Here is a 26,614-nt window from a genome sequence, read left to right as displayed (position 1 = left end):
GGCACGCGCCGACGCAGCTGTCGATCGGCGTGAGCATGCTCGGCGAGTTGTTCAGCGTCGGGGCCAAGGCGCTGAACACCGGAATTCCGTTCGCTCCTGACCGGAAACCGCTGTCCAACACCGTCCGCGAGCGGTTCCATGGGCGGCATGGATCGTCGTGATTTTCTCGTGGGGACCGGGCTTCTCGCCGTCACGCCGACCGCCGCGTCGGCCGCACCGGGACTGGACTGGGGCGCCGTGCGCCGCGAGTTCCGGCTGGACCCGGCCCTGACCAACCTGGGGCTGTTCTACCTGGCGTCGAACCCGCGCGAGGTGCGTGCGGCGGTCGAGACGTTCAAGCGCGGGCTCGACGCCAACTCGCACGACCTGATGCCCGCTCAGGCCGAGGAGGTGGCCGCGGCGCTCGGGCAGTACGTCGGGGGCTCCGCGGACGACATCGCCTTGGTGCCCAACACGACCATCGGCCTGTCGATCGTCTACGGCGGCTTGAAGCTGCGCGCGGATCAGGAGTTGCTGCTGAGCGACCAGGACCACGCGTGGCACCAGCAGGCCGTCCAACTGGCGGCGGGACGGGTCGGGGCGAAGGTCAGGATCGGGACGTTGTACGCCGATTCAGCTCGCGTGACCGAGGCCGAGGTCGCTGCTCGGTTGCGTGGGGCCATCACGCCGCAGACGCGTGCTGTCGGCCTCACGTGGGTGCAGTCGAGCACGGGCGTACGGATGCCGGTGCGGGCGTGTGCTGCTGTTGTCGCCGAGGCCAACAAAGGGCGTTCTGCTGAAGACCGCTGCCTGCTCATCGTCGACGGCGTGCACGGACTGGCCGCCGTCGACGACGACGCGGCCCGGCTGGGTGCGGATGTTTTCGTCGCGGGCACGCACAAGTGGCTGTTCGGGCCGCGCGGCACCGGCATGGTCTGGGTGAACCCCCAGGTGAGCAACCAGATCGTGCCGTTGCTGCCGAGCCTGAGCAACCGCAGTCCTGTGGCAGCGCTCGGGCCCGGCGGGTTCCACGCGTTCGAGCACTACTACGGAGTGCGCGCGGCCGTGGAGTTCCACCAGCGCCTGGGCCGCGACCGGGTGGCGGCTCGCGTCGCCGAGCTGTCCGCCCGGTTCAAGGACGGCCTCGCTGCGATCCCCGGTGTCGTGATCCACACGCCGCGCGATGCCTCGATGTCCGCTGGACTGGTTTGTTTCGACGTGGGCGGGCAGACCGGAGACCAAGTCGTGGCACGGCTTTCCCAGAAGCGCATCCAGATCACCACGGCGGCGTACCGGATCCCGTACGCGCGGGTCGGTACCTCCATCTTGAACACGCCCGCCGAGATCGACCGGACGTTGAAGGAGATCCGCGCGCTCTAGATCCTCGGCAGCACAGCGATTCCGGGCGGTGCCAGCACGACGCTCGTGATCTCCACCTTCGGATGGTTCATGGCTTCGTGCGCGGCCCAGCCGCCGCCGAGGACCACGACGAGCAACCCGGCCGCGATGAGCGGCGTGGTGGGCAGCCGGTGCCTGGGTTCGTCCTCCTCTCTGGGCTGCGGCAGCCACATGGCCGGTACCTCGACCGGTTCGGGTTCGAGTTGCTTGGCTTCCAGGTACGCGCCCGTCGCGGCGGCGCCGTCGGGTGCACGCATGACCGGGATGTGCAGTCTGTTCGCTATTTCCTTGGCCACCAACGGGATTCGTGCGGAGCCGCCGACGAGCAGGATGACGTCCGGTTCGTCCAGGCCGGCGGATCTGACCACCCGTTCGAGGGCGTCGACGGTGAGTTCCACCGCCGGTCGGATGATCGCCTCGAACTCCAGCCTGCTGAGCCTGATCTCGCGGGCTTCGCCGTTGTCGACGACGGGAATCCGGACCTCGGGGTAGCTGCCGAGCAGTTCCTTGGCCTCGACGCAGCTTCGCACCAGTTCCGGGCTGTGCGTGCCGATCTTCGCGACGACGTGCTCCACGACCAGGTCGTCGAGGTCGAACCCGCCGATGTCGACCCGCTCGGGCCGTCCGGCGAGCAGGAACACGCCCTGCTTGCGCAGCAACGTGATGTCGGCCGCGATCGCGCCGAAGTCGAACACCGCGACCGCGCTGTGCTCAGGCAGCTGGACGTTGTCGTCGAACGCCATCGCGGCGGCGTGCGGGGCTGGCACGAACAGCACGTCCGCGCGCCCCTCTTCGATGAGGTCCCGCCGCACCTGTTCGAGGTGTTCGTGCGGCCAGGCCAGCGAGTGGGTCATGGCGACCCGGCTCGGTGCTTCGCCGTGCCGGGCCGCCAAGTCGTCGAGGAGCTGCGCGACCTCCCGCGCCGGCGCGTGGTGCCGGCGCTGGGTGCGGATCGTCGCGCTCCGGTCGGTGGCGACGGTGGTGCCTGCGGATCCGAGATCGAGCCCAACTTGGTACGACATGTGCGGGTCACCCCTCATACGCGGACACCACACACACGTACGTCTCACTAGGCCCGGTTCACACCTTCATGAGGAGTTCTGCCGCGACCCTCGCTCCGTCCGTCCTGACCTGCGCACCCACCTTTCCGGCCTCCTCTGCCAATGCGAGCGTGTCGGCGAGGACCTCGGTGGTGACAGCTTTGGCCGAGCGGCCGATGCCGAGCCGTTCGACCTGGTCGCCCCAGTAGTACTGGTCGTACATGTGGGGCAGCACGATCTGCGGCTTGCCGGCGGCTGCCGCGGTCGTGGTGGTGCCCGCGCCGCCGTGGTGCACGACCGCGGCCACGCGACGGAACAGCGCCTGCTGGTTCACCTCGCCGATCGCGATGCAGTCCGGCGCGTCGTCAGCCAGTCGCAGGTCAGCCCAACCTCGTTGCAGCACAACACGTTTGCCGATCTTGCGCGCGGCCTCGACGGCCTGGTGCGCGGCGTCCAGCGCGCCGTGCATGCTGCCCAGCCCGAAGTACACCGGCGCTTCACCGTCGTCCAGGAACGCTTCGAGCTCTTCGGACAGCGGCCGCTGGTCGTTCGTCAGCCAAGCACCGGTCGTGACGAGCTCGCCGGGCCCCGGCCACGGCCCGAGCAACGGATCCGCAGCGAGCCACGGGTCGTCACCGAAGATGTGCTCGCGGACATCTTCAACCGGGTCGAGGCCGAGCTTGGCGCGTTCGGCGTTGATGCTCTCGCGCGCATGCCCGAAGAGGGGTCGTTGCCGCTCCCATTGCGCAAGATTTTCTTCGGGCGTGCCGTTCACCGGAACACGGCCCAACATCGCGGGCGGCGCGTGATGCGGCGAAGGCAACGTGTTCGCGCAGAAACTCGCGTACACGTAATGCGCATTCACGCTTTCCGCCACCGACCGCGTGGAGTGCTGCAGCGCACCGCCCGCCACCAGGACATCGGCCCCCTGCCCCGCCTCGCCGATCACCCGGAACTGCTCCCGCACCGACTCCTCGGCCAGTCGCCCCAGGTCACCGGGCTTCAGATCCGCAGACCGGAACGTGCGCAACATCGGTCCTACCGGCGTGAAGTCGAGCCCGTTGCTCGTCACGAGCTCCTCGAAGTCGGGCGGCGCGACCACCTTCACGTCGTTGCCCAGCGCCTTCAGCTGCACGGCCAGCGCGGTGACCGGCTGCGCCTCTCCCCGTGAACCGATCGTGGACACCAGAAATCGCATGGCGAAATCCCCTCTGTTTCAGGCCACGAATTGTGAGGGCGAACCGGGGTCTTGCGGCAAGTCCCCCAGTGCGTTATAAGTTCCAATGGGGGCAATCACTGGGGGGTGATCGCGATTTTCGAGCCGTATCTGGCCGACTACCGCTACTACGCGCTGTTCAACGCGCAGCGCCTGATGTCCGACGTGAGCAACGCCGTAGGTCTCTACCGCTCCGTCTCCGTCTACGACGAAGAGCGCTATGAGGGCCACGGCAGGTGGGAGTCGAGCCGCGACCTGTCCCGATCGAGCGACCGCGACTCGTACGACGACTACCGCGAGGTGACCCCGGCCGAGATCGAGCGGCTCAGGCGCCGAGCCGACGCCGAACGGCCCGAGCCACCGCCTCCGTCGCCGTCACGGCAGAAGCCCGAGGACGGCTGTTTCGCGGTGTTCCAGCACGAGGCCGGCATGGTCGATCTGCGCTCCGCGATCGCGGTGGTCGAGGAACCGTCGCCAGAACACCGCTTCACAGTGCCACTGGCCGGATACCTGAGGACGAGACTCACCGCCGTTCTCGCCCTGCTGGCGGCACGGCGGCGAGCCGAGCCGGTGGACGGTCACTACTACTTCGCGGAGTTCGACAACCTGGACCACGTCGTGGACGTCGACCGCGCACACGCCCTGATCCGGTGCCCGGCCGACGGCCGCGGGAACTGGGAGATGTTCCTGCGCGACGGGACGTGGGTGCTGGGTCAGGAGCCGCGGCAGAGGCACGTGCTGCCGGTCGGCCGCGAGGACGTCGAACGGATCAGCCGGGCCAGGGAAACCGCCGCGGTCAGGTACTTCGACGTCTGGCTCGGCGGCACCACCGAGGGCGGGCTCTACCGCCACGTCCTCGTCCGCCGGACGGGCTCGGCCGACGAGACCGTCGACGACCTCGGCTGGCAGCCCACCGACGTGTTCGCGCGGCTGGAGCCCAGCTGGTGGGTGCTGGAGCTCAGCGAGCGCGGTTTCCGCAATGCCCGCTACGCCAGCGTGGTCATGCGGAGACCGCACAGGTCCAGCGAGGGCTATCAGGCGGTCTTCCGCGAGCAAGACGACATGTACGACCTCGACAAGGTCCTCTTCCTGGCCAAGCGCTTGGACAACCCGTACGAGCTCGAGTACGAGCTGTGGACACCGGACGGCTGGCAGCGGACCCACAGCACGCTGCACAGGTACACCAATCTCCCGATCTCCGAAGAGGAGTTCCAGCGGCTGGCGGCGCTACACCGGTACCCGAGCCATCTCAATCCCTGAAGCTCTGCGTCCGCATTGGGGGCGGCTCTGCCGGCGGTGTCGTCCGCTGAAGTTGGTTGATACCGCCAAATCGTCTCTGGGAGGCGCATCTGCGGTGACCGAGAAGAAAAAGGTGTCGCCGGCCGGATCTCGTGACGCGACGATGGACCGCCAGCAACCACTGCTCGCGCTCGTCGATCGCGTCCGAGGTGATGTCGAAGCGCGTGGCTCCGGGTTCGTCGAAGCGAAGATCGACGTCGAGGCGCGGAAGGTCACCATCTTCTGGCACGGTGCCGTCTCGCACTCACTGCGTGAACGAATCCTGTCGTTCCGGAGCGCGGGAACGACCGTTGAGTTCGTCCGCGTGCCGTACACCTTGAACGAGTTGCAGCAAGAAGCGCGTCGAATTCTGGAGCACTATCCGCAGGCGGTGAGCGCCGGCCCGAACGCCACGTACTCCGGCCTGACGGTCGGGGTGAACTCCGCTCACGCCGCGGCCGCGGACTTCAAGATCGAAAGTCGAATGCCGGTCGAAACGGCCAGAAGACCGCCATCTGCACGGCGAGCTGGATGGTTGGCCTTCCTCAGAAGTACTTCTCGGTCATGGTGACCGGGCCCGCCGGAACTCGGACCGGCGGGCACGCGCTTCAGCGGCTAGTGCGCCGCGTCGTCCCAGGAGCGGCCCACGCCCACCGAGACCTCCAGCGGCACCAGCAGCTGGTAGGCGTTGCCCATCTGCTCGCGCACCAGGGCCTCGACGGCCTCGCGCTCGCCCTCCGCGATCTCCAGCACCAGTTCGTCGTGGACCTGCAACAGCATCCGCGAGCGCAGGTCCGAGGATTCGAGTGCGCGGTAGACGCCGAGCATGGCCACCTTGATGATGTCCGCGGCGCTGCCCTGGATCGGGGCGTTGAGGGCCATGCGCTCGGCCATCTCGCGGCGCTGGCGGTTGTCGGAGGTGAGGTCGGGCAGGTAGCGGCGGCGGCCGAGGACGGTCTCGGTGTAGCCGTCCTTGCGGGCCTTTTCCACGATCTCGTTGAGGTAGTCGCGGACGCCGCCGAAGCGGGAGAAGTAGGCCTCCATCTGCTCGCGCGCCTCCTCGGTCGGGATGCGCAGCTGCTGCGAGAGGCCGAAGACGGACAGGCCGTAGGCGAGGCCGTAGGACATGGCCTTGATGCGGCGGCGCATCTCGCCCGTCACCTCGGTGGTGGGGATCGAGAAGGCCCGCGACGCGACATAGGTGTGCAGGTCCTCGCCGCTGTTGAACGCCGCGATCAGGCCCTCGTCGCCGGACAGCGTGGCCATGATGCGCATCTCGATCTGGCTGTAGTCCGCGGTCATGAGCTCCGCGTAGCCGTCGCCGACGACGAAGGCCTGGCGGATGCGGCGGCCCTCGTCGGTGCGGATCGGGATGTTCTGCAGGTTCGGGTCGGTCGAGGAGAGCCGGCCGGTGGCGGCGATGGTCTGGTGGAACGTCGTGTGGATGCGGCCGTCGTCGGCCACGGACTTCAGCAGTCCGTCCACAGTGGACTTCAGGCGGGTGACGTCGCGGTGCGCGAGCAGGTGCTGCAGGAACGGGTGCTCGGTCTGCTCGTACAGGTTCTGCAGCGCGTCGGCGTCCGTGGTGTAGCCGGTCTTGGTCTTCTTCGTCTTCGGCATCTTCAGCTCGTCGAAGAGAACCGTCTGCAGCTGCTTCGGGCTGCCGAGGTTGATCTCCTTGCCGATCACCGAGTACGCGTCCTGCGCCGCCTGCTTCACGCCCGCCGCGAAGTGCGCCTCCAGCGACGACAGGTGCTCGACGTCGATCGCGATGCCGATGGACTCCACCTCGTCGAGGATGTTCATCAGCGGCAGCTCGAGGTTCGCCAGGAGGTCGGCGCCGCCGATCGTGACGAGTTCGGAGTCGAGGGCGTCGGCGAGCTCGGCCACGGCACGGGCGCGCAGGATCGTGCTGGTCGCGACCTTCTGCGCCTCTTCGGACTCGTCGGTCAGCAGCGACAGCTGGCCGTCGCCCGACTCCTCCGCGCGCAGCTCGCGCTTCAGGTAGCGCAGCGCCAGGTCGTCCAGCGCGAACGACCGCTGACCCGGCCGCACCAGGTAGGCGGCCAGCGCCGTGTCCGACGTCAGCCCGCGCAGCTTCCACCCGCGAGCGCGGATCTGGCGCATCGGCAGCTTCAGGTCGTGGCCCGCCTTGGCCACGCTCTCGTCGGAGAGCCACGCGGCCAACGCGTTCTCGTCGGCCTCGTTCAGCGACACGACGTCGACGTACCCGCCCTCACCGGACGTGGTGCACAGCGCGACACCCTCCAGGTCGCTGCCCGCGGAACGCAACGCCACCCCGACGCGCGTCTTGCGCGCGTTCTTGTCCAGCCAGGCGGCCAGCGTGCCGGCCGGGATCGCCCCGCCGGACACCTCGAAGCCCTCCTCGGCCTCGGGCTCGGCGGTCGACAGCGTCTGGAACAGCCGGTCGCGCAGCACGCGGAACTCCAGCTCGTCGAACAGCCGGTGCACGGCGTCGCGGTCCCAGACCTGCGCCTCCAGCCCGTCGATCGTGTACGGCAGCTCCACGTCCTTGATCAGCTCGGTGAGCTGGCGGTTCATGATGATGTTCGCCAGGTTGCCGCGCAGCGCCTCGCCGACCTTGCCCGGCACCTCGTCGATGCGGTCGACCAGCTCGTTGAGGCCACCGAACTGGTTGAGCAGTTTGATGATCGTCTTCGGGCCCACGCCCGGCGTGTTCGGCAGGTTGTCCGACGAGTCGCCGCGCACCGCCGCGTAGTCCGCGTACTGGTCCGGGCGCACGCCGTGCTTCTCCTCGACGTACGCGGGGGTGAACCGGCCCATCTCCGACACGCCCTTGACCGGGTACAGCACCGTGACGTGGTCGTTGACCAGCTGGAACGCGTCGCGGTCGCCGGTGACGATCTCGACATCAATGCCCTGCGCCACGGCCTGCGTGGTCAGCGTCGCGATGATGTCGTCCGCCTCGTAGTTCTCCTTCTCCATGGTCGGGATCTGCAACGTGGCGAGCACGTCCTTGATCAGCGACACCTGGCTGCGGAACTCGTCCGGCGTCTTGGAGCGACCGGCCTTGTACTCCGGGTACTGCTCGGAGCGGAACGTCTTGCGCGACACGTCGAACGCCACCGCGACGTGCGTGGGCTTCTCGTCGCGCAGGATGTTGATCAACATGGACGTGAACCCGTACACGGCGTTCGTGACCTGGCCCGTCTTCGTCACGAAGTTCTCGGCGGGCAGGGCGTAGAACGCTCGGTAGGCCATCGAGTGACCGTCGATGAGCAGGAGCCGCTTCACGTCTGAGGTAGTCACGAGCCCGAGTCTAGGGTGGGGGTCTGACAGTTCTGCTTGAGCCCTTGGAGCCTGCGTGATCCCCGACCTGCCATCCGACCTCGAAGCCGAGCAGCTCGCCTCCCGCATGGGCATCGAAATCACCCAATGGGATGTCCAGGAGATGATCGGCACGATGCCGGTGAAGGGCAACCGCCAGCCGTTCGGGCTGCTGCACGGCGGCGCCAACGCCGTTCTCGCCGAACAGCTCGGTTCCGTCGCGTCCGCCATGCACGCGGCCCTGTTCGGCTCCATCGCAGTAGGACTGGAACTGTCCTGCACGCACCACCGGGCCGCGCGCGACGGCGTCGTCACCGGTGTGGCCCGCCCCATCCACCTCGGCCGCAGCACCACGACGTACGAGATCGTCGTGACGGACGAGGAGGGCAAGCGCACCTGCACCGCCCGCCTCACGTGCCTCCTGCGCCCCAAGGCACCCGGCGCGTAGGGCTCTCCCCACCTCCGACTGACCGGTCCGCACCACTGACCCGTCAAGATCAGCACGACAGGGTTGTCCCATGACCCTTTCGACTCGACTGACCACAGCAGTCCTGTGCGGCGCGGTGGTCGCGGCCTCGGTCCCGGCCACCGCCTCGGCGCACAGCACCCGCGGCGAGCTCCTCGACGTCGTCCCGGTGTCCACGATGGACACCAACCAGCTGGTCAAGTACCTGGGGGACTACGGCTTGGACGCGTCGCGCGTCCGGTTCGGTGTGGACGCGAAGCGAATCACGTACCGGACCATCGACCCAAAAGGAAGAACAACCACGGCGAGCGCGCTGATCGCCTTGCCCCGCAACGACAACAGATCGCCGCGCCAAGCCGTCTGGCTGCACGGCACCACCGGCTACCGGGGCTCTGTCGCCTCGGTGGCGGACGGCAACGACCGCGCGGCGGCCCTGCTGTTCGCCTCCGCCGGCTACCTCACCACGGCACCGGACTACCTGGGCCTGGGCACCGGACCGGGCTACCACCCCTATGTGGACGCCCCGTCCACCGTCACGGCCTCGGTGGACGCGCTGAAGGCCGCCAACCAGCACGCCAGGCGACAGGGCGAGCAGCCGAACCCGCGAATCATGATCACCGGCCACTCGCAGGGCGGTCACGCGGCCATGGCCATGGGCGAGGCTCTGCAGCACGACCGCCAGTTCACGGTCGGCGCGCTGGCCCCGATCGGCGGCCCCTTCAAGCCGAGCCTGCTCGTCGGCAAGGCCCTGAACGACGAGATCTCCAACGGCGTCGCGTACATGGCGTACTGGACGGTCGCCTGGAACCGCCTCTTCCACCTCTACGACGACCCGGCCGAGGTCTTCCAGGACCCGTCGGTGGAAGCCCTGTTCGACGGCGACCACCGCAACGAGGACATCTTCCCGCACCTGCCCGCCACCATGCACGAGCTGCTGACCGACACCTACTTCGAACGTCTCCGCAACCCCACCGGAACCCTCCGGGCCAGGCTGCGTGACGCGGACGGCTACTGCGACTGGCGCCCGCGGGTCCCGGTGAAGATCTACTCGTCGGCGGGCGACAAGGACACGCTCCTGGAAACGTCCGCCTACTGCGACCGACGCCTGAAGCAGCACCACGCCCAGTCCACGCTCATCGACCTGGGCCCGGACGTGAACCACGGCAAGGCGGCCAAGATCGCCCTGCCGCGCATCCTGGCCGACTTCGACCGGAGCTGAACGAAAAGCGGGGCGGAGGAAACCCTCCGCCCCGCTCTCACAAAACGAACCTAGTGCGCTTCGCCCAGGTACGCGTCCCGCACCCGCTGGTCCGCCAGCAGCGCGTGACCCGGACCGTCCAAAGTGGTGCGACCGAGGTCGATCACGTAACCGTGGTCCGACAACGCCAGCGCGGCCAAGGCGTTCTGCTCCACCAGGAGAATGGTGGTGCCGAGCGACTGCAGCTCCTTGATGGTGTCGAAGATCCGCTGCGTCATGATCGGCGAGAGACCCATCGAGGGCTCGTCGAGCATCAGCAGGCGGGGCTTGGACATCATCGCGCGACCGATGGCCAGCATCTGCTGCTCACCACCGGAGAAGAGCCCGGCCTTGTTGTGCCGCCGCTCCCCCAGCACGGGGAAGAGGTCGTACACCCGCTGCATGTCGGCCTCGACGCCGTCGTCCTTGCGGACGTAGGCGCCGAGGTGCAGGTTCTCCTCCACGGTCATCCGCGGGAAGAGCCGACGGCCCTCGGGGCAGTGCGCGATGCCCTCACCGAGGATCGCGTGCGCCGGGTCGTTGTGGATCGGCTTGCCCTGGAACAGGATCTCGCCGGACGCCGGACGCAGCAGACCCGAGATGGTGCGCAGGGTCGTGGTCTTGCCCGCACCGTTCGCACCGATGAGCGACACGATGTGCCCGGCCTCGACGGTGAACGAGACGTCGCGGACGGCCTCGATCGCGCCGTAGGCGACGGACAGGTTGCGGACTTCGAGCAGCGCGGTCATGCCTGCTCCTCCTCAGCAGAAGCAGCGGCGGCCTCGACTTCGTGCGCGACTTCCTCCGGCGGCTTGCCGAGGTAGGCCTCGACCACCCGCGGGTCCGCCCGCACGGTCTCGGGGCTGCCTTCGACGAGCAGCTCGCCCTGCACGAGCACGGAAACCGAGTCGCACAGCCCGAAGATGAACTTGATGTCGTGCTCGATGACGACGACGGACACGCCCGTCTCGCGGATGCGGAAGATCAGCTGCTGCGTCGCTTCCGTCTCCTGCGGGTTCATACCCGCCGTGGGCTCGTCCAGCAGCAGCACCGCCGGATCCGTCGCCAACGCGCGCGCGATCTCCAGACGGCGCTGGTCGCCGTACGGGAGGTTGCGCGAGAGCTCGTCGTCCAGGTTGTTCAGGCCGACGAACGAGAGCAGCTCCCGCGAGCGTTCCCTGGCCGCCTTCTCCCCGCGCTGGTAGGCCGGGCCGTGGAACAGCGAGGCCAGCGGGCCCTGCTTCATCCGGACGTGCCGGCCGACCATCACGTTCTCCAGCACGGTCATGCTGGGGAACAGGCGGATGTTCTGGAACGTGCGGGCCACACCCGCGTCCGTCACCTGGGCCGGGTCGCCGGGCAGGACGTTGCCCTTGAGCAGCACCTGACCCGTCGTCGGCGTGTACAGACCCGTCAGGCAGTTGAAGAACGTGGTCTTCCCCGCGCCGTTCGGGCCGATCAGTCCGACGATCTTGCCTTCGTCGAGCGTCAGCGTGACGCCCTTCAACGCCTTGAGGCCACCGAAGACCATCGAGACGTCGCGAGCTTCCAACACAGGCGTCATGCCCGCTTCGCCTCCTCGTGCGCCTCTTCGGCGTTCTCATCGGCAATCTCGATCATCTCGGCTCGCCTGTGCGCATCGGGGATCAGTCCGACAGGGCGGAACCGCATGATCAGGATCAGCGCGAGGCCGAAGATCATGAGGCGCCAGTCCGCGAAGTCGCGCAGCTTCTCGGGCAGCACGAACAGCAGCGCCGCACCCAGGACGGCGCCCGGGATCGAGCCCATGCCGCCGAGGATGACCGCCGCGAGCAGCGTGACCGACTCGAGGAACTTGAACGACTCGTAGGACACAGTGCCGTTCTTGTGCGCGAACACCGCACCCGCGAGACCCGCGAGCGTGGCACCGATGAGGAACGCGAGGATCTTCATCTTGCCGGTGCGGATGCCCATCGCGCGGGCCGCGTCCTCGTCCTCGCGGATCGCGATCCAGGCACGGCCGATGCGGCTGAACTTGAGGTTCGCGAACACCGCCATCGTCGCCGCGACGAGCAGCACGATGAGGACGTAGTAGAGGACACCGGCGGGCAGCTTCACCGCGCCGATCGTGAGCGACTTGTTGAACTCGGCGCCGAACAGCGACAGCTGCGGGATGCCCGGGATCGCGTTGGAGCCGTTGGTGATGCCGCCGATGTTGTTCTGCGCGGAGCGGGTGAAGATCTCACCGAACGCGAGCGTCACGATCGCCAGGTAGTCACCGCGGACCCGCAGCGTCGGCGAACCGACGATGGCGCCGAAGATGCCGGCCACGATCGCGGAGATGATCGCGGCGACCGGGAACGGCAGCGTGATGCCGAAGTGCGCGGTGGCCGCACCGGAGAAGTTGGCCGCCACCAGTGCACCGATGCCCATGAACGCCACGTACCCGAGGTCGAGCAGACCCGCGAGACCGACGACGATGTTCAGGCCGATCGCGGTGGCGGCGTAGATGCCGATGTTCGCCGCGACCGTCATCCAGTACTCGTTGCCCGCGTCGGTGAACGGCAGCAGCAGCGCGCACGCCGCCAGCACGATCACGCTGAACACGCGGTGCTGCTCGGACAACGCCGACAGCCACTTGATGAACCCGACGCCGCTCAACGCACCGAGCACGCCGGCGGCGAAACCGAGGAACGACAGGAAGATCGCACCCGCGTACGGGTTCGCGGCACCGACGCCACCGGTGGTCAGCAGCGCCGCGACGGCGTACAGCACCGCCGCGAACGACGCCAGCAGCACCAGGTACGCCAGCGGGGTCGAGAGCTTGACCTTCCACTGGCCCACCGGCTCGAAGCCGATGCCGTAGGCCGCGAGGATCATCAGCACACCGGCGACGAGGCCGACGATGCTGCCGAACGCGACGGCGCCGTCGAGCGCGGTGATGGCGGCGAGGCCACCGCCCTTGACCGTGATGTACGCGCCGTTGACGAACGAGACGAGCGCGGTGCCCCAGCCCAGGGCCCGGATGACGCGGCCGCGGGACGGGATCGGCGCGAACGTCGCGACGAGGACGAGAACACCGAGCAGCAGCATGTGCCAGCGGAAGCCGGTGACCTCGAACGGCGCGTCGAAGAACTGCAGCGTCGACTTGTCCGGCCAGTTGCCGTCGTTGAGGCTGAACGTGACCCACGGCAGCAGTGCCGCGACGATGGCGAGAACGCCACCGGCGACCGCGAACGGCTTGCCGAGCGGAGCGAGTGCGGAACGCTTTCCAGAAGAAGTGCCGTTGACGCTCATGCGCGCACCCTTTCCGGCTCGCCGAACAGACCCTGCGGGCGGAAGACGAGCACGAGGATCAGCACGACGAAGATCCACACGTAGTCGTACTGGGTGCCACCCGGCATGTACTGGCCGGCCAAGGTCTTGATCAGACCGATGATGAACGCGCCGATGACCGCGCCCCGGATGCTGCCGACACCACCCAGCACGGCCGCCGTGAAGGCGAAGATGCCGGTCTGGAAGCCCATGTCGATGTTGATGTTGCTCAGGTACCCGCCGTAGAGGATGCCGGCGACACCGGCGAGCACGGCGCCGAAGATGAACGTCAGCACGATCACGCGGTCGGGGTCGACACCCATCAGCTTCGCGGTGTCGGGGTCCTGCGCGGTGGCACGCATCGCGCGACCCATCCGCGACTGGTTGATGTAGGTCTGCAGGACGACCGCGAGGCCGACCGAGAGCAGGACCAGCAGCAGGCCCGTCCACGAGATGTTGACGTCGCCGAGCTGCAGCGCACCCTCGGGGAAGACCTTGGGGTAAGGCAGGTTCGACGTCGCGTTCGGGTAGACGTTGCGCACGAACTCCTGGAGGAACACGGACACACCGAGTGCCGTGATGAGCGGTGCGAGCCGAGGCGCGTTGCGCAACGGCCGGTACGCGAACCGCTCCATGATCACCGCGACGATGACGGCGACGATGATGCCGCCGACGAACATCAGCGGCAGAGCCACGTACGGAACCTTCTTGAGGTCTTCAGGAAGGAGCCACGTGTAGGTGGCGAGGCCTCCGTACGAGGCCACCATGAACACCTCGCCGTGGGCGAAGTTGATCAGCTGGATGATGCCGTACACCATCGTGTACCCCAGGGCGATCAGGGCGATCAACGCGCCCTGCATCACCCCGTTCACCAGCTGCTGAAGCAGGACTGACACGACTACCTCCGTAAACAGCGGGGGCGAGCAAACAACGCCCGCCCCCGCCGTGGCTTCAATCAGTAATGGGTAGTCGTCAGCCGGTGAAGGTCCCGGTCTCGACGTCCTTCCACTTGCCAGAGGTCACCGAGTAGACGGTCAGGACCTTGTTGGTGCTGTCGCCGTACTGGTCGAACTTGACCTCACCGGTCGCGCCGGAGCCGCTGTACTTGCCGACGTTGGTCAGCATCTCGTCGCGCTTCGAGTCGGACCAGTCGCCGCTCGAGAGCGTGGCGGCCAGCGCGCCGATCAGAGCGTTCGCGGCGTCGTAGGAGAACGCACCGTAGGCGGCGTAGTCCTCCTTGCCGAACTTCGCCTTGTACGCGTCGACGAAGGCCTTGGCCGTGGCCAGGGACTCGGTCGGGGCGCCGACGGAGGTGGCGAGGTCGCCTTCCTTACCGCCCAGCTCGATGAACTTGCCGTCGAAGATGCCGTCGCCACCCATGAGCGGGACGTTCAGACCGGCGTCCTTCATCTGCTTGGACAGCGGACCCGCGACCGGGTACTCACCGCCGTAGTAGACGGCCTCCGGGTTGGTGGCCTTGATCTTGGCGATCACACCGGAGAAGTCGGTGTCCTTCTCGCCGACCTTCTCGGAGCCGACGATCTGGCCACCCTTCTTGGTGACCTGCTTCGACAGCTCGGCCGCGAGGCCCTCACCGTAGGTCTTGCCGTCGGTGATGATCGCGATCTTCTTCTTGCCGGCCTTCTCGACGAGGTAGTTGGCCGCGTACGGGCCCTGCAGGTCGTCGGTCGTGCAGACGCGGAAGTAGTTCTCGAACGCGCGCTTCGGGGCGGTGAGGAAGTCGTTGCCCCTGGTCAGCGTCGGGTTCGTGTTGGCGGGCGACACCTGAGGAATCTTCTTTTCCTTCAGGATCGGCTGCACCGTCTGGGCGACCGACGAGTTCAGCGTGCCGACGACGCCGACGACGGTCGGGTCGGTCGACAGCTTCGTGGCGGCCTGGGCACCCTTGGCGGGGTTGGCCTCGTCGTCCTGCGCGGAGACGGCCAGCTTGTAGCCCTTCACCGTGCACTTCTTGTTCGCCTCGTCCACGGCGAGCTCGGCGGACTGCTTGATGCCGATGCCGAGAGCGGACAGGTTCCCGGACAGCGGGGCGACAACACCGACGGTCAGAGTGCCCTTCGACGTGTCGCAGCTGCCCCCGTTGTTGCCGCCGCCTTCGGTCTTGTTCGAGCTGCAGGCTGCAAGAACGAGCAGCGCTGCGCCGACGATCGCTGCGGACTTCACAGAGTGCTTACGCACGTGATGTCCCTCCTAGTTCCCTGCTCCCGGCGACGCGAGTTCTCCGCGCACCGCTCCACGACCCTCTGCTGAGGGATGGCCGGGAACCTAGGCGATGACTGTGACCGCAGTCATCAAAGCCAATGGGCTCGTGACCATAACGCAACGCGGCGTTATGTTTCGCTTAAGGAATGTCACGAAACGTAACCTTCGTTCACTCTTTGGACGGCTGTCATAACGTGGACGTATGACTCCGCGTCGTCGGGTGATCGCCGCTGTCGGTGCCGCCGCCGTTCTCCTCGCGGCTGTCCTCGTCCTGCGCGATACCGATGACCGTGGTAATAAGCCCAGCTCAGAACCCGTTCGGCTGACCCGGTACGCCTCCTCGTCAGTCAAATTACCGGCTCAGCCGGCCGCGCCACCTCCGTCGTCCTCCGTATGGAGCAGCGACGGCAGGATCCAATGGGCGCCCGTGGACGGCGCCGCGGGGTACGAGGTGTTCGGCCGGCTCACCGCGTCGCCGGAGATCACCGGGACCGGGCGGGCCGACGTGCGGGCCGTGGACGCGTTCGGTCAGCGCTCGATCCCCGTTCGCGCCGAAGAACGCCCTGGTGACGACACGTGGCGGCAGGCGGTGCTCGGTTCACTGGACGACTTCGACGACACGTTCCTGGAGCGCCGCTACCACCTGAGCGGACGGCCTGGCTGCGTGAACCCCGGCTCGGGCTCCAACGGCCGGTTGGTGATCGACATGCCGTGCGGGAGCGACACGGCGGTGTTGCGCTCGCGGTCGTCGCTGCGGCTGAACGAGGCGGACGAACTGGGCCGGGTGGCAGTCGTGACGGACGCCGCCGGGCCGCACGGGAAGCTCGTGCTCGACCTGGTTCCCGGCACTCCGGACCGGGTCGGACCCATACCTCCTGCTGATGCCGTTCGCGTGGTGGTGGACGACTCCGTTGCGCCCGGCACGCGCGGTGCGGGCGTTCTGCATCGGTTCGAGGTGGTGCTGACACGGTCCGGAGTGCGCGTGCTGCAGGACGGCGCGCAGATCGCCGCGTCCCCGGTCGTGCCGGCGTGGCGGGAGGCGAGCGTGCTCGTCGGCCTGACCCCGCCGCCGAGCTATCCGGGGCGCGTGGTGGTCGACGCGTTCGGCCTGAGCGGGTCGCGTCTGCCCGTGGACGACGTGACCGAGACGCAGATCGTGGCGGGCACGTTGCGCGTGCTGGGGCCCGACGAGGAGGCACCAGGCATCGGCACGACGCGCGCGCCGTTGCGTGGGGCTCCATCGGCGCGATTACGGACAACGATCCGGCTCGGCGACGGCGGTGACGTGAACGGCCTGGTCGCGCAGCTCGGGTCGGAGCGGGTGCCGCTGCGGCCGGTGGTGACCGGCTGGTCAGGAGCGCAGGACAGCGAGCTGACCCTGGTCGGCGACGTGCCGGCGGCGTTGCTCGGCGTCTCCGGGCCGGACTCGCTGACGCCGTTCGTCCTGCGGATGCCCGGCGCGTCGCAGGCGCAGGTGCTGGAGAGCTACTGGGAGGTGCCGGGGCAGTCGCCGGAGAAGCTTCCGCTCGCCCCGGACGAGCCCGCGCCCGTTTTGCCCGTGATGACGGCTGAGTTCGCCGCTGTGGGCCCGGACGAGGCGACGCTGGTGGTCACACTCGACGGCTCTGCCGCGCGATCAGTGGCCCCGGTGGCGGGCTTTGAGGTGTACGTGGACAGCGGTCAGGCGGCGACCCTGCCGATGCCGGGTGGAATCGGCGGCCGGCACGAGCTGAACCTCGCCCTGACGGGCAACCACACCGTCGAGGTCCGTCTGCGCCCCGAGAGTCCCGAGGCGCAGACGGAGTCGGTCTGGCTGGAGCTCAGCCGAAGTTCTCGATGACGGCTTCCGCGACCGCCTTCATCGTCGTGCGGCGGTCCATGGCGGTCCGCTGCACCCACTTGAACGCCTCCGGCTCGCTCAGACCCTGCTTGGTCATGAGGATGCCCTTGGCGCGTTCCACGACCTTGCGCGTCTCGAGGCGCTCGGTCAGCCCGGCGACCTCCTGCTCCAGCGCGGCCAGCTCAGTGAACCGGCTGATCGCCAGCTCGATCGCGGGCACCAGGTCCCGCTTCGCGAACGGCTTGACCAGGTAGGCCATCGCACCGGCGTCACGGGCACGTTCGACCAGGTCGCGCTGGCTGAACGCGGTGAGGATCACGACCGGCGCGATCCGGTTGCCCGCGATGTGCTGCGCCGCCTCGATCCCGTCCACCTTGGGCATCTTCACGTCGAGGATCACCAGGTCGGGGTTGAGCTCCGACGCGAGCTTGATCGCCTCTTCGCCATCTGCGGCCTCACCCGCCACGTCGTAGCCCTCTTCGCGCAGCATCTCCACGAGGTCGAGACGGATGAGCGCCTCGTCCTCGGCGACCAGAACGCGGGGGGCCTTGCGCGTGGCTTCGGTTTGGGCCTCGGCAGCCTGCTGGGTCACCGGGGTCCTCCTGACGATCGTTCCTGCGGGCGAAAGCGCAGTCTACTGGTGGGCAGGCCCCTGATCAGGCTCACCAGCCGTGACGGCAGACACGAACTCGTCCGGCCACGGGTAGGTCCGCATGCCTTCCTCGACGTCCTGAGCGGGCGCTTCGGCGCGCCGGAGCGTGATTTCCCGGCCTGTGCCGAACTCCGGATGGGCGAGCTTCTGCCTGATGTCGTCCTCCGACGGACCACCCGGCCACTCGACGAACCACGCGTTTCCCAGCGGAAGTGCTCGCAACCAGCTCGCGTCATGCCACAGGTGTACCCGGCGCAGGAGAGCGCTCCCAGTGGCCGCTTCCGCTGTTTCGTCGTCGTTGCCGCCGCCGTCGGTGTACTCGACGCCGCGGAACTCGTGCATCCAGCGCACGTACCGCATGCCGAGGTCCCAGGCGTTCTCGTCGACGCCGACGAGCACGACTCCCGCGTCCCCGGTGGTCAGTTCGGACGAGCGCCGGTACTGCTGGTGCCGCAGGCCCGCGACACCCATGCCGTAGCCGTCCTCGGTGCGGGGCAGCAGCTCGAACAGCAACGGGCCGAGCGCGCGCTCGCTCAGGTGGAGCTTGAGGGTCTCCCCCGGCTCCACCGTCCGGAACGCGTGCGCGGGCCTGACGATGCTCGCCGGCGGCATCAGCTGGAGCATGCCGGCCGCGGTGCACCCGGCGAGCAGCACTTTCGCTTCCAGCTGCCGCTGGGCCTCGGTGGTCGCGTCGGGCAACAGCTCCCCGTCGCGCACGGCGGGCACGGCCTGGGAGAGGTTCTCGCCGGTGTAGGTGCGCCGGAGGTCGGCCAGCTGGTCCGTGATGGACAGACGTGCCATGACAGCAGTCCTCGTTTCCGCCGCCCGGCTCGGCAAGACAAGGACGCATGTGTCACGCGTCTACGTGGTCGGTTCGCTTGGCGAGCAGGAGTTCCTGAACACTGCGGCGGAGTGTGCCGCTCACTGCCGGGGAGCGGCTCCAGCCTCACGTCTGCTCGGACGCCGGGCACCACGATACCCGGCCTAGTCGGCTCCCACGATCAATTTGTACTTCACGTCGACGTCCTTGCCGTCGGCCGAACCGCGGATGTGCAGCTCGTGCTCGCCGGACGCGGGCGGGTTGATCCACGCGTAGAGGCCGCAGCCGACCGAGTTGATCCGGCCCGCCTGGGCGCCGAACGGGTTGCCCGCGCGCGCCTCGTAGGTGAACGGCGTGGCGGAGACCCTCGTCAGCGCCTGCGTGGAGCCGTCCATCAGCACCTCGCCCTGGGCGCTCTTCATGAACTGCTCGCACTCGGAGACGTCGCCTGCGAGGTTCACGACCGGGGCGAGCAGCGGCTTGGAGGCCGGGACCCGGCACTGCCGCTCGACCGGGCCGTCACCGAGGGAGCCGGCGAGCAGCCAGACCTCGACGGGCTGGTCGCGCATGCAGAACCGCCCGGAGGTGTCGGACACCGGGTTGGTGCCGGTGGGCTGGGAGGCCCACGTCCACCAGCGCGACTGGAACTCGCCCGGCGCCAGCTTGTCCGAAGTGGACGTTTGGGGAGCTGGGGGCTGTGTCGCCATCTGCGCGTGGCTGCCACAGCCGGCGAGCAGAACAACTAAGAACAGCAGGACTTTCCTCACTGGTTCTCGCGTCCCTTGCGTCGTTGTTCCTCCGCGCGCTCACGGCAGCGGCGCAGGAACTCCTCGTCGTCGTCAGGATTGCCGGCCGCGAACCGTCCCGGCCGGTTGTACTCGGGAAAAGCAGCCGCATCGCGTTCGTACGCACCGAGGCGCGCGCGTCCGGTCCCCACCACCGGACGGCCCGCCACGAGCCACGCGATCGAGCCCACCAACGGGAACAGCAGGACCAGGAGGAGCCACAGCATCTTCGGCAGATTGCGAACTGAGCCTTCGTCGGTCGTGATCACATCCACGACGGCGAAGATCACCAGACACAACGTCACCACTCCGAACAGCCCACCGAAGTACAGCATCTCCTACCCCCAGGTCGTGCGGTCGCCGCACATCGTGGCACAAGGGACACGCCCTGAACATGGTTCAGCGTTCAATCACTTCGGCCAATTCGCACATCCGTGATGTTCACCGGAACAAGACGTGAAACCTGGACTTAACACGCACATTTAAAGCCGCGATTTCAGCACTGGCACGACCTGCGTGGACAGCACCGCAGGACACGGTCATACCCGAGCTGGAATTCGACTGGCCACGCGGGGCGAGCGAGCGCCGCGCACGGTTCCGCGCGCTCTGCTGAACAGGCCTGCCGCCGTGGGCCGACCTGAGCAACCAATTCACCCCAGAGGGTGAAATGGTGCGGCGGCGGGATCGTTTTCCCGGAGTGCCGCCGACACCGGCGTTCGATTGCACTTGCTCGATTCCGGACGCGACCCGATCGAACAACCGGCACTTTCCGCGAGGCCGATCCCACCGCGCGTACCGGAACGTTCACACGAGCCGTACCGCAGGTGAGGCTGAGCACCAGACCTGCTGCACACCCGTTGCCGGGGCCGTAAGCAAGCCTTAGCGTCGATGCCATGCCCAGGGGTGCCGAGAGTCTGCTGGAAGTGCTGGCCGCGCACGACGTCGAGGTGGTGTTCGGCCTGCCCGGGGTGCACAACCTCGCCATCTGGGAGGCCCTGGAGAAGTACAAGGGCATCCGCATGATCGGGGTGCGGCACGAGCAGACGGCGGTCTACGCGGCCGACGGCTACGCACGCACCACGGGCAAGCTCGGCGTCGCCGTCGTGACCACCGGACCGGGCGCGGCCAACACGCTCGGCGCGACCGGCGAGGCGTGGGCGTCGGGCAGTCCGGTGCTCGTGATCGCCACGGACATCCCGTCGACGCTGCGACAGCCCGGTGTGCACCGGGGCGTGTTGCACGAGACGCGTGATCAGAAGGCGATGTTCGGGCCCGTCACCAAGGCGTCGTTCGACGTGCCGTCCGCGCAGGAACTGGGTGCGTACACCGGCAAGGCCGTCCAGGCGGCCACGCAGAGCCCGCACGGGCCGGTTTACCTCGGTGTGCCAACGGATTTCCTGTCCGCCGAGACGCCGCACCACGCACCGGAGAAGGTCGGGCGGGCGCACCTCGTCCCGGACCTCACCGAGGCCGAGAAGCTCATCGCTGCCGCCGGGAAGCCGTTGATCTGGGCGGGCGGTGGCGCGGCACGCTCTGGGGCGGGCGCCGCGGTGGGAGCGTTGGCGGACAAGCTGAATGCGCCGATCGTCACCACGTACGGGGCGCGGGGACTCACGGACAGCGCTCATGTCGTCAAGGGACCGGTGCACGCGCCGCCAGTGGGGAAGTTGTGGGACGAGGCCGATCTGGTGATCGCGATCGGCACCGACCTCGACGGCATGATGACGCAGAACTGGTTGCAGCCCAAGCCTCCCAACCTGCTCGCGATCAACATCGACAAGGCCGAGGCGAACAAGAACTATCCGGCGGACGTCACGGTCGAAGGCGACGCGGCGGCGGTGACGGAGGCACTCGCGGCCAAGGTGACCCGCAAGGACGCCGTCGTCGACGTCGAAGCGGTCAACGCCGAGGTCCGGGCACTGGTGGCCGCGGACTCCCCCGAAGCCGCGAAGCTGTTGCAGGCGCTCGAAGGCGAGACGGCCACGATCGTCGCGGACATGTGCATCCCCGGCTACTGGATCGGCGGCTTCCACCACGTCGCCAAGGAGCGCGGCCTCGCGTACCCGGTCGGCTGGGGCACCCTCGGGTTCGGCTTCCCGGCGGCGATCGGGGCGGCGGTCGACGGCCGGACGATCGCGGTGGTCGGCGATGGCGGGTTCCTGTTCGCCTGCGGGGATCTGGCGACGTTGCGGCAGGAGAACCTGCCGCTGACGATCGTGCTCGTCGACGACGGCGGCTACGGCATGCTCCGGTACGACCAGCAGATCGCGAACCACACGATCAGCGGGGTGGACCTGACGCGGCCGGACTTCGCGAAGCTCGCGGAGAGCTTCGGCATTCCCGCGGTCACGCTGGACGGGTTCGACGGGCTGCGGGACGCGCTGGACAGCGCCGCCGGGCCCACCATGATCGTGGTCAACGCCGCGCTCAAGCCCCCGATCAACACTTCGCCTCGCTGGTACCGCAAAAAGACCACTTGATCAAAGGGTCCCGGCTACCGTCCCGCCTATGAGACGTGGGCTGGGGATCGTGCTCGCTGTGCAGGCAGTGGTGCTGACCGCGTTGTCGGGACGGTACGGGTTCCACCGGGACGAGCTGTACTTCATGGCGGCGGGCAAACGGCCCGACTGGGGCTACGTCGACCAGCCGCCGATCACACCGCTCCTCGCCCGCCTCAGCACCGAGGTGTTCGGCGGGACGCCGGTCGGTCTTCGCGTGATCGCCACGCTGCTCGCGCTCTGCATCACCGTCGTGGTCGCGTTGACCGCGAAGGAGCTCGGGGGCGGTGAGGTTCTCGCGGCGGCCGCGTCGGCGACGTCGACGTTCGTGCTCGCGGTGAGCCACATGCTGTCCACGGCCACGGTCGACCTGCTGATCTGGGTGCTCGTCGGCTACTTCGCGGTCAGGCTGCTCAAGACGCGCGACGGTCGCTGGTGGCTCGCGCTCGGGGCCGCGTCAGGGGTCGGGCTCGCCAACAAGTGGTTGCTGCTCCTGCTGCTCGCCGCGCTGGCGGTCGCGTTGCTCATCACCGGGCCGCGCGACGTGTTCCGCACGTGGTGGCTGCCCGCCGGGCTGGCGGTGTGCGCGGTGATCGCCGCTCCGGTCGTGATCTGGCAGGCGCGGCACGACTTCCCGTTGCTCACGGTCGCGCGCGGCATCAGCGAGGACGACGGCGTCGAGAACCGCGTCATGTTCATCCCCATGCAGATCCTGATGCTCTCGCCGTTCCTGGTGCCGGTGTGGTTGAGCGGCTTCCGGAACCTGTGGCGCGACAAGGCGTTGCGCTCTCTCGCGCTGGCCTATCCGATCCTGTGCGCACTTTGTCTCCTGACAGGTGGCAAGCCGTACTACGCGGTGCCGCTGTTGCTGGTGCTGGTGGCGGCGGGCGCACGTCAGGCACAGGAATGGTTGTTGCAGCGCAAGGTGATCGGCGGCGTGCTCGTGGCGTTGAGCGTGCTGCCCACCGTGGTCGGCTCACTGCCGATCCTGCCGCCCAGCGCACTCGGACCGGTCATCGCCATCAACCCCGAACAGGGCGAGCAGGTCGGCTGGCCCGAGTTCGCCGACACCGTCGAGAAGGCGTGGATGCAGAACGACCGCCCGGTCGTGATCACCCGCAACTACGGCCAAGCGGGCGCGGTCGAGGCCTACACGCGGATTCCGGTGTATTCGGGCCACATGTCGTACCACGACTGGGGACCTCCGCAGACGTTGAACAAGAAGGTGCTGCTCGTCGGGTTCAACTCGGCGCCGTTCACGGGATGCAGGCGCGTCGCGCAGCACCACAACGTCGTCGAGAACGATGAGGACGGCACGGAGCTGTGGTTGTGCACGGCCCCGAATGGAACATGGGAAGACATCTGGCCGACGTTGCGCCGCTACTACTGACAGACTCCCTTCCGTGAAACGGACCTGGCCGAACAACGCCGCGAAAGACGAGACCGTGCTCGCGTGGGAGTTCCTGGACTTCCTGCGCAGGACCGCGGTGATGAAGGTCGACGGGCTCACCCGGGACCTGGCCGCGGCCGCGCCGATCGCGACGTCGCCGCAGCTGACCGCGCTCGGTGTCCTCAAGCACCTCGTCGCGGTGGAGCGGCACTGGCTGTGCATCGCGGGCGCGGGCCTGGGGCTGCCGTCGTTGTGGGAGGGCAGCCCGGACCCGTCGTGGACTCTCACCGACGACGACACGCCGGAGTCGCTCATCCAGGCGTACCAGGAGGAATGGGCCAACGCCGAGGCGTTGAAGCAGCGCGGTCCGGACGACGTCGCCGCCCACCACAAGTTCACCGTGCGGTGGATCCTGGCGCACGTGACGCAGGAGACCGCGCGCCACGTGGGCCATCTGGATCTGCTGCGCGAGCTCGCGGACGGGCAGACCGGCGAGTAGGGCGGACGGTCAGTCCTCGCCCGGCCACAACGGGAGGAGCGGCGCGACCACCCCGTCGAGCGCGTTGTCGACGATCGCTCCGGCCAGCGGCATGAGCGTCGCGCGGGACCACAGCAGGCGCTCGCGCAGGGCCGGGAGCGCCAGCGCGGCGGCGGCCTGCTCGATCACCTCCTGGCGATCGTGGTGCAGGCAGCGGGTCAACGCCTGCGCCGCGGAGCCGACCGGTACGCCCGACTTCGCGAGCCGGCGGACCGCTGCCGCCGCCTCGGCGCGCACCCACCACTTCGCGTCGCGCAGCCGGCCGATGATCGGCGGAAGGGCCGCCCGGTCGGCGGTGTCGCCGAGCGCCGTGACCGCTATCTGACGACGGGTGGCCAGCCAGTGCGTCGCGTCCGGTGTGATGCGCTCGACCGGATGTGTGGCGCGCAGCCTGGTGATGCCGTAGAGCCACACCCACGGACTGCGGTAGACCTCGTGGCCGAGCCAACGGCGTACCGGGCCGTCGGTCTCCTCGTAGAAGTGCCGCAGCGCGTACTGCGGGTCGCGGTGCGGATCGCGCTCCGCGAGCACCCGGCAGAGCAGCGGCCGCGCCGGGCCTGCCTCGTCGAGGGTGCCGAGGACGATTTCCTCGACACCCGGTTCGTTGCTGTCGATCAGAATTCTGATGTGCGCGCGCAGATCCGGCGAACCCCACTCCCGGATCCCAGCCAGCGCCCCATCGCTGCTGAGTTCCCCCATTTCTCCATCATGGCTGATTTATGTAGCCGCCCACGGCGTTTTGGCAAACTTCCTGGAGCGCGTTTACCGCGTCACGCAGCAACGGGTTGGTGTTCGCCGTGCGGTGGAGAACGTGCACGTGCCTGCGCAAGGGCTTGTGGCGCAACGGCATTGCGTGTGTACCCGGTAGCGCCTTGTAACCGAGCGCGGGTACCAGCGCGACACCCACTCCGGCCGCCACGAGCGACTGCACGACCTCGTAGTCGTTGCTCCGGAAAGCAATTCTTGGAGCGAAACCCGACGCCGCGCACAACCGCGTGAGGCACGTTGCGCCTGATGTGCCGTCGCGTGACGCGATCCAGCGTTCGTTTTTCAGATCTTCGAGTTTGAAGTTGTTCTTCGCGGCCGGGTGCTCGGCCGGCACCATGACCAGGAGCGCCTCGTCCAGCAACGGCAGGACCGTCAGTTCCTCCGGCCACGTCTGCGGCACGAGGTCGTAGGCGTAGACCAGCGCGAGGTCGAGCTCGCCGGTCAGCACGAGCGGCAGCACGTCCTCCGGCTCCGCCTCGTCCAGCCGGATCTCGGCGTCCGGCAGGTCCGCGGACAGCTTCGCCAGCGCCTTGGGCATGACCCGTGAGCTCGCCGTCGGGAAGGTGCCGATGCGCAGGCGGCCGCGCAGGCCCTGCACCATCGCCTTCACCTCGTGCTCGAAGCCGTCGAACGCGGCGAGCAGCTCGCCGCCGCGATCGGCGATGAGCAGGGCGGCGCTGGCCGGCCTGATCGAGTGCGCCTCGCGTTCGAAGAGCTCCACGCCGACAGCGCGTTCGAACGCGGAGATCTGTTGCGACACGGCCGACGACGTGTAGCCGAGACGGCGGGCCGCCTCGGCGAACGAGCCAGTCTTCACGACCTCGACGAGCGTGCGGAGATGGACCGGATTGAGCACCAGGACAGCTTATGCTCGACGTCGCGAGGTTTCATTCTGCAACCCCTGGCGGAACCACCGGGTAACTACCAGGGTGGATGCATGGCCTATGTCTCCACGAACCCGTCGAACACCTCCGACGTGGTCACCGAGATCGAGCTCGGGACCAGCCGCACCTTCGTCGACGCAGCACGCCGGGCGAAGGCGGCACAGCGCGCGTGGGCGCGCGTCCCCGCTCCCGTCCGCGGACAGGTCATCGGGAACATCGGCCGGCTCGTCGAGGCGAACTTCGAGCCGCTCGCCCAGCTGGTGACCCGCGAGATCGGCAAGCCGATCGCGGAGGCCCGCGGCGAGGTGCAGGAGATCGTCGACACCGCCAACTTCTTCGTCGGCGAGGGCCGGCGGCTCTACGGGCAGACGGTTCCGTCCGAGATGGCGGACAAGCAGCTCTTCACCTTCCGCAACCCGGTCGGCGTCGCGGCGATCATCACCGCCGGCAACTTCCCGGTCGCCGTGCCGTCCTGGTACATCATCCCGGCGCTGCTGTGCGGCAACTCCGTGGTGTGGAAGCCCGCCGAGTACTCCGCCGCGTCCGCCCAGGCCTTCTACGACGTGTTCCAGGCCGCCGGCATTCCGGACGGCGTGTTCGAGATCGTCTTCGCCGAGGGGTCGGAGACGTTCAACGGCCTGGAGCAGGCGCTGCAGGAGGACCTGGTCGACAAGGTCGGCTTCACCGGGTCCAGCGAGGTCGGCGTGCGGATCGGCGAGCTGTGCGGCCGCCACCTCCAGACGCCGTGCCTGGAACTGGGTGGCAAGAACCCGATGGTCGTCACCGAGGACGCGGACCTCGACCTGGCCGTGCAGGGGGCACTGTTCGCCGGCTTCGGTTCGGCCGGCCAGCGGTGCACCTCGCTCGGCACGGCGATCGTGCACGAGTCGGTCTACGACGAGTTCCTCACGCGGTTCGTCGACGCCGTCGCCGCCGCCACGGTGGGCGACCCGACCGGCGATGTCCTTTATGGACCGCTGCTGGACGAGAAGTTCGCGC

24 protein-coding genes are annotated in these 26,614 nt (G+C 68.2%); 10 read left to right on the top strand and 14 right to left on the bottom strand.

The window, feature by feature from the left end:
• Positions 1 to 147 precede the first annotated feature (147 nt).
• The gene (locus ABZX92_RS33690; protein ID WP_355568438.1) at positions 148 to 1,359 is read left to right on the top strand and encodes an aminotransferase class V-fold PLP-dependent enzyme; all 1,212 of its coding nucleotides are present in this window, start codon (positions 148 to 150) and stop codon (positions 1,357 to 1,359) included.
• Here ABZX92_RS33690 and ABZX92_RS33685 read toward each other — a convergent pair.
• Together ABZX92_RS33685 and ABZX92_RS33680 are read right to left on the bottom strand one after the other, a co-directional pair.
• Positions 1,356 to 2,399, bottom strand: coding sequence for an Hsp70 family protein (locus tag ABZX92_RS33685; RefSeq protein WP_355568436.1), 1,044 nt, complete (start codon positions 2,397 to 2,399; stop codon positions 1,356 to 1,358). The genes ABZX92_RS33690 and ABZX92_RS33685 overlap by 4 nt on opposite strands.
• A 58-nt stretch (positions 2,400 to 2,457) precedes the next feature.
• Positions 2,458 to 3,615, bottom strand: coding sequence for a glycosyltransferase (locus ABZX92_RS33680; protein WP_355568433.1), 1,158 nt, complete (start codon positions 3,613 to 3,615; stop codon positions 2,458 to 2,460).
• Between the two features lie 105 nt (positions 3,616 to 3,720).
• Here ABZX92_RS33680 and ABZX92_RS33675 point away from each other — a divergent pair, with 105 nt between their 5' ends.
• Both ABZX92_RS33675 and ABZX92_RS33670 read left to right on the top strand, forming a co-directional pair.
• Complete coding sequence (locus ABZX92_RS33675) at positions 3,721 to 4,893, top strand: hypothetical protein (RefSeq protein WP_355568430.1); 1,173 nt, start codon at positions 3,721 to 3,723, stop codon at positions 4,891 to 4,893.
• Between the two features lie 52 nt (positions 4,894 to 4,945).
• On the top strand, positions 4,946 to 5,482 hold the full coding sequence (locus ABZX92_RS33670; protein WP_355568427.1) for a hypothetical protein: 537 nt from the start codon (positions 4,946 to 4,948) through the stop codon (positions 5,480 to 5,482).
• A 44-nt stretch (positions 5,483 to 5,526) separates the two neighbouring features.
• Here the strand turns inward: ABZX92_RS33670 and polA are convergent, their stop codons facing one another.
• On the bottom strand, positions 5,527 to 8,202 hold the full coding sequence (gene polA / locus ABZX92_RS33665) for a DNA polymerase I (RefSeq protein WP_355568424.1): 2,676 nt from the start codon (positions 8,200 to 8,202) through the stop codon (positions 5,527 to 5,529).
• A gap of 106 nt (positions 8,203 to 8,308) precedes the next feature.
• Here polA and ABZX92_RS33660 point away from each other — a divergent pair, with 106 nt between their 5' ends.
• On the top strand, positions 8,309 to 8,668 hold the full coding sequence (locus ABZX92_RS33660; RefSeq protein WP_355568441.1) for a hotdog fold thioesterase: 360 nt from the start codon (positions 8,309 to 8,311) through the stop codon (positions 8,666 to 8,668).
• A 70-nt stretch (positions 8,669 to 8,738) separates the two neighbouring features.
• Positions 8,739 to 9,905 (top strand): alpha/beta hydrolase, encoded by a 1,167-nt coding sequence (locus ABZX92_RS33655; RefSeq protein ID WP_355568421.1) that lies wholly within the window; start codon positions 8,739 to 8,741, stop codon positions 9,903 to 9,905.
• Between the two features lie 50 nt (positions 9,906 to 9,955).
• Here ABZX92_RS33655 and ABZX92_RS33650 read toward each other — a convergent pair whose 3' ends face one another.
• The 5 genes from ABZX92_RS33650 to ABZX92_RS33630 form a co-directional block, all read right to left on the bottom strand.
• Positions 9,956 to 10,672: an ABC transporter ATP-binding protein gene (locus tag ABZX92_RS33650; protein WP_355568419.1), complete on the bottom strand. Its 717-nt coding sequence runs from the start codon at positions 10,670 to 10,672 to the stop codon at positions 9,956 to 9,958.
• Entirely contained in the window at positions 10,669 to 11,487 is an 819-nt protein-coding gene (locus ABZX92_RS33645) for an ABC transporter ATP-binding protein (RefSeq protein ID WP_355568416.1), read from the bottom strand. Before ABZX92_RS33645 ends, ABZX92_RS33650 begins: the two co-directional genes overlap by 4 nt.
• Positions 11,484 to 13,199 (bottom strand): hypothetical protein, encoded by a 1,716-nt coding sequence (locus ABZX92_RS33640; RefSeq protein WP_355568413.1) that lies wholly within the window; start codon positions 13,197 to 13,199, stop codon positions 11,484 to 11,486. The genes ABZX92_RS33645 and ABZX92_RS33640 overlap by 4 nt, the downstream gene beginning before the upstream one ends.
• Positions 13,196 to 14,113: a branched-chain amino acid ABC transporter permease gene (locus ABZX92_RS33635; protein ID WP_355568411.1), complete on the bottom strand. Its 918-nt coding sequence runs from the start codon at positions 14,111 to 14,113 to the stop codon at positions 13,196 to 13,198. The genes ABZX92_RS33640 and ABZX92_RS33635 overlap by 4 nt, the downstream gene beginning before the upstream one ends.
• Positions 14,114 to 14,189: 76 nt before the next feature.
• The gene (locus tag ABZX92_RS33630) at positions 14,190 to 15,416 is read right to left on the bottom strand and encodes a branched-chain amino acid ABC transporter substrate-binding protein (protein ID WP_355568408.1); all 1,227 of its coding nucleotides are present in this window, start codon (positions 15,414 to 15,416) and stop codon (positions 14,190 to 14,192) included.
• A gap of 451 nt (positions 15,417 to 15,867) precedes the next feature.
• Between ABZX92_RS33630 and ABZX92_RS33625 the strand changes: the two genes are divergently transcribed.
• Positions 15,868 to 17,280 carry a hypothetical protein gene (locus ABZX92_RS33625; protein ID WP_355568405.1) on the top strand — a complete coding sequence of 471 codons (1,413 nt, stop codon included), beginning with the start codon at positions 15,868 to 15,870 and terminating at the stop codon, positions 17,278 to 17,280.
• Here the strand turns inward: ABZX92_RS33625 and ABZX92_RS33620 are convergent.
• The 4 genes from ABZX92_RS33620 to ABZX92_RS33605 all read right to left on the bottom strand — a co-directional run bounded on the left by ABZX92_RS33620 (position 17,261) and on the right by ABZX92_RS33605 (position 19,872).
• The gene (locus tag ABZX92_RS33620; protein ID WP_045314403.1) at positions 17,261 to 17,872 is read right to left on the bottom strand and encodes a response regulator; all 612 of its coding nucleotides are present in this window, start codon (positions 17,870 to 17,872) and stop codon (positions 17,261 to 17,263) included. The genes ABZX92_RS33625 and ABZX92_RS33620 overlap by 20 nt on opposite strands.
• 42 nt (positions 17,873 to 17,914) lie before the next feature.
• Entirely contained in the window at positions 17,915 to 18,733 is an 819-nt protein-coding gene (locus tag ABZX92_RS33615; RefSeq protein WP_355568402.1) for a hypothetical protein, read from the bottom strand.
• Positions 18,734 to 18,916: 183 nt separating this feature from the next.
• On the bottom strand, positions 18,917 to 19,459 hold the full coding sequence (locus ABZX92_RS33610; protein WP_355568399.1) for a hypothetical protein: 543 nt from the start codon (positions 19,457 to 19,459) through the stop codon (positions 18,917 to 18,919).
• 56 nt (positions 19,460 to 19,515) lie between these two features.
• Positions 19,516 to 19,872, bottom strand: coding sequence for a PLDc N-terminal domain-containing protein (locus ABZX92_RS33605; RefSeq protein ID WP_045314422.1), 357 nt, complete (start codon positions 19,870 to 19,872; stop codon positions 19,516 to 19,518).
• 558 nt (positions 19,873 to 20,430) lie between these two features.
• Here ABZX92_RS33605 and ABZX92_RS33600 point away from each other — a divergent pair.
• Genes ABZX92_RS33600 through ABZX92_RS33590 form a run of 3 tightly spaced genes read left to right on the top strand, consistent with a single transcriptional unit; the run spans position 20,431 to position 23,924 of the window.
• Positions 20,431 to 22,017 carry a thiamine pyrophosphate-binding protein gene (locus ABZX92_RS33600; protein ID WP_355568396.1) on the top strand — a complete coding sequence of 529 codons (1,587 nt, stop codon included), beginning with the start codon at positions 20,431 to 20,433 and terminating at the stop codon, positions 22,015 to 22,017.
• A gap of 28 nt (positions 22,018 to 22,045) precedes the next feature.
• A complete protein-coding gene (locus ABZX92_RS33595) occupies positions 22,046 to 23,425 on the top strand; it encodes a glycosyltransferase family 39 protein (RefSeq protein ID WP_355568393.1) in 1,380 nt (459 codons plus the stop codon).
• The gene (locus ABZX92_RS33590; protein ID WP_355568390.1) at positions 23,379 to 23,924 is read left to right on the top strand and encodes a DinB family protein; all 546 of its coding nucleotides are present in this window, start codon (positions 23,379 to 23,381) and stop codon (positions 23,922 to 23,924) included. The genes ABZX92_RS33595 and ABZX92_RS33590 overlap by 47 nt, the downstream gene beginning before the upstream one ends.
• Before the next feature lie 9 nt (positions 23,925 to 23,933).
• Here the strand turns inward: ABZX92_RS33590 and ABZX92_RS33585 are convergent, their stop codons facing one another.
• Both ABZX92_RS33585 and ABZX92_RS33580 read right to left on the bottom strand, forming a co-directional pair.
• Positions 23,934 to 24,662 (bottom strand): HEAT repeat domain-containing protein, encoded by a 729-nt coding sequence (locus tag ABZX92_RS33585; RefSeq protein ID WP_355568387.1) that lies wholly within the window; start codon positions 24,660 to 24,662, stop codon positions 23,934 to 23,936.
• Positions 24,663 to 24,669: 7 nt separating this feature from the next.
• Positions 24,670 to 25,587, bottom strand: a complete 918-nt coding sequence (locus ABZX92_RS33580) for a LysR family transcriptional regulator (RefSeq protein ID WP_355568384.1) — start codon at positions 25,585 to 25,587, stop codon at positions 24,670 to 24,672.
• Between the two features lie 81 nt (positions 25,588 to 25,668).
• Here ABZX92_RS33580 and ABZX92_RS33575 point away from each other — a divergent pair.
• The coding region (locus tag ABZX92_RS33575; RefSeq protein WP_355568381.1) for an aldehyde dehydrogenase family protein at positions 25,669 to 26,614 on the top strand (946 nt) is incomplete at its 3' end.

Source organism: Lentzea sp. NPDC006480 (assembly GCF_040611995.1).
Taxonomy (GTDB): Bacteria; Actinomycetota; Actinomycetes; order Mycobacteriales; family Pseudonocardiaceae; genus Lentzea.
The sequence above is the reverse complement of the archived record's forward strand: the minus strand, read 5'-3'. Positions and strand labels throughout refer to the sequence as shown.

What these genes read in the sequence shown, in the direction of transcription:
- ABZX92_RS33690 (WP_355568438.1), top strand. Translation starts at nt 148, where the DNA reads ATGGATCGTCGTGATTTTCTCGTGGGGACCGGGCTTCTCGCCGTCACG.
- ABZX92_RS33685 (WP_355568436.1), bottom strand. Translation starts at nt 2,399, where the DNA reads ATGTCGTACCAAGTTGGGCTCGATCTCGGATCCGCAGGCACCACCGTC.
- ABZX92_RS33680 (WP_355568433.1), bottom strand. Translation starts at nt 3,615, where the DNA reads ATGCGATTTCTGGTGTCCACGATCGGTTCACGGGGAGAGGCGCAGCCG.
- ABZX92_RS33660 (WP_355568441.1), top strand. Translation starts at nt 8,309, where the DNA reads ATGGGCATCGAAATCACCCAATGGGATGTCCAGGAGATGATCGGCACG.
- ABZX92_RS33655 (WP_355568421.1), top strand. Translation starts at nt 8,739, where the DNA reads ATGACCCTTTCGACTCGACTGACCACAGCAGTCCTGTGCGGCGCGGTG.
- ABZX92_RS33650 (WP_355568419.1), bottom strand. Translation starts at nt 10,672, where the DNA reads ATGACCGCGCTGCTCGAAGTCCGCAACCTGTCCGTCGCCTACGGCGCG.
- ABZX92_RS33645 (WP_355568416.1), bottom strand. Translation starts at nt 11,487, where the DNA reads ATGACGCCTGTGTTGGAAGCTCGCGACGTCTCGATGGTCTTCGGTGGC.
- ABZX92_RS33640 (WP_355568413.1), bottom strand. Translation starts at nt 13,199, where the DNA reads ATGAGCGTCAACGGCACTTCTTCTGGAAAGCGTTCCGCACTCGCTCCG.
- ABZX92_RS33615 (WP_355568402.1), bottom strand. Translation starts at nt 18,733, where the DNA reads ATGGCACGTCTGTCCATCACGGACCAGCTGGCCGACCTCCGGCGCACC.
- ABZX92_RS33610 (WP_355568399.1), bottom strand. Translation starts at nt 19,459, where the DNA reads ATGGCGACACAGCCCCCAGCTCCCCAAACGTCCACTTCGGACAAGCTG.
- ABZX92_RS33605 (WP_045314422.1), bottom strand. Translation starts at nt 19,872, where the DNA reads ATGCTGTACTTCGGTGGGCTGTTCGGAGTGGTGACGTTGTGTCTGGTG.
- ABZX92_RS33600 (WP_355568396.1), top strand. Translation starts at nt 20,431, where the DNA reads ATGCCCAGGGGTGCCGAGAGTCTGCTGGAAGTGCTGGCCGCGCACGAC.
- ABZX92_RS33595 (WP_355568393.1), top strand. Translation starts at nt 22,046, where the DNA reads ATGAGACGTGGGCTGGGGATCGTGCTCGCTGTGCAGGCAGTGGTGCTG.
- ABZX92_RS33590 (WP_355568390.1), top strand. Translation starts at nt 23,379, where the DNA reads ATGGAACATGGGAAGACATCTGGCCGACGTTGCGCCGCTACTACTGAC.
- ABZX92_RS33585 (WP_355568387.1), bottom strand. Translation starts at nt 24,662, where the DNA reads ATGGGGGAACTCAGCAGCGATGGGGCGCTGGCTGGGATCCGGGAGTGG.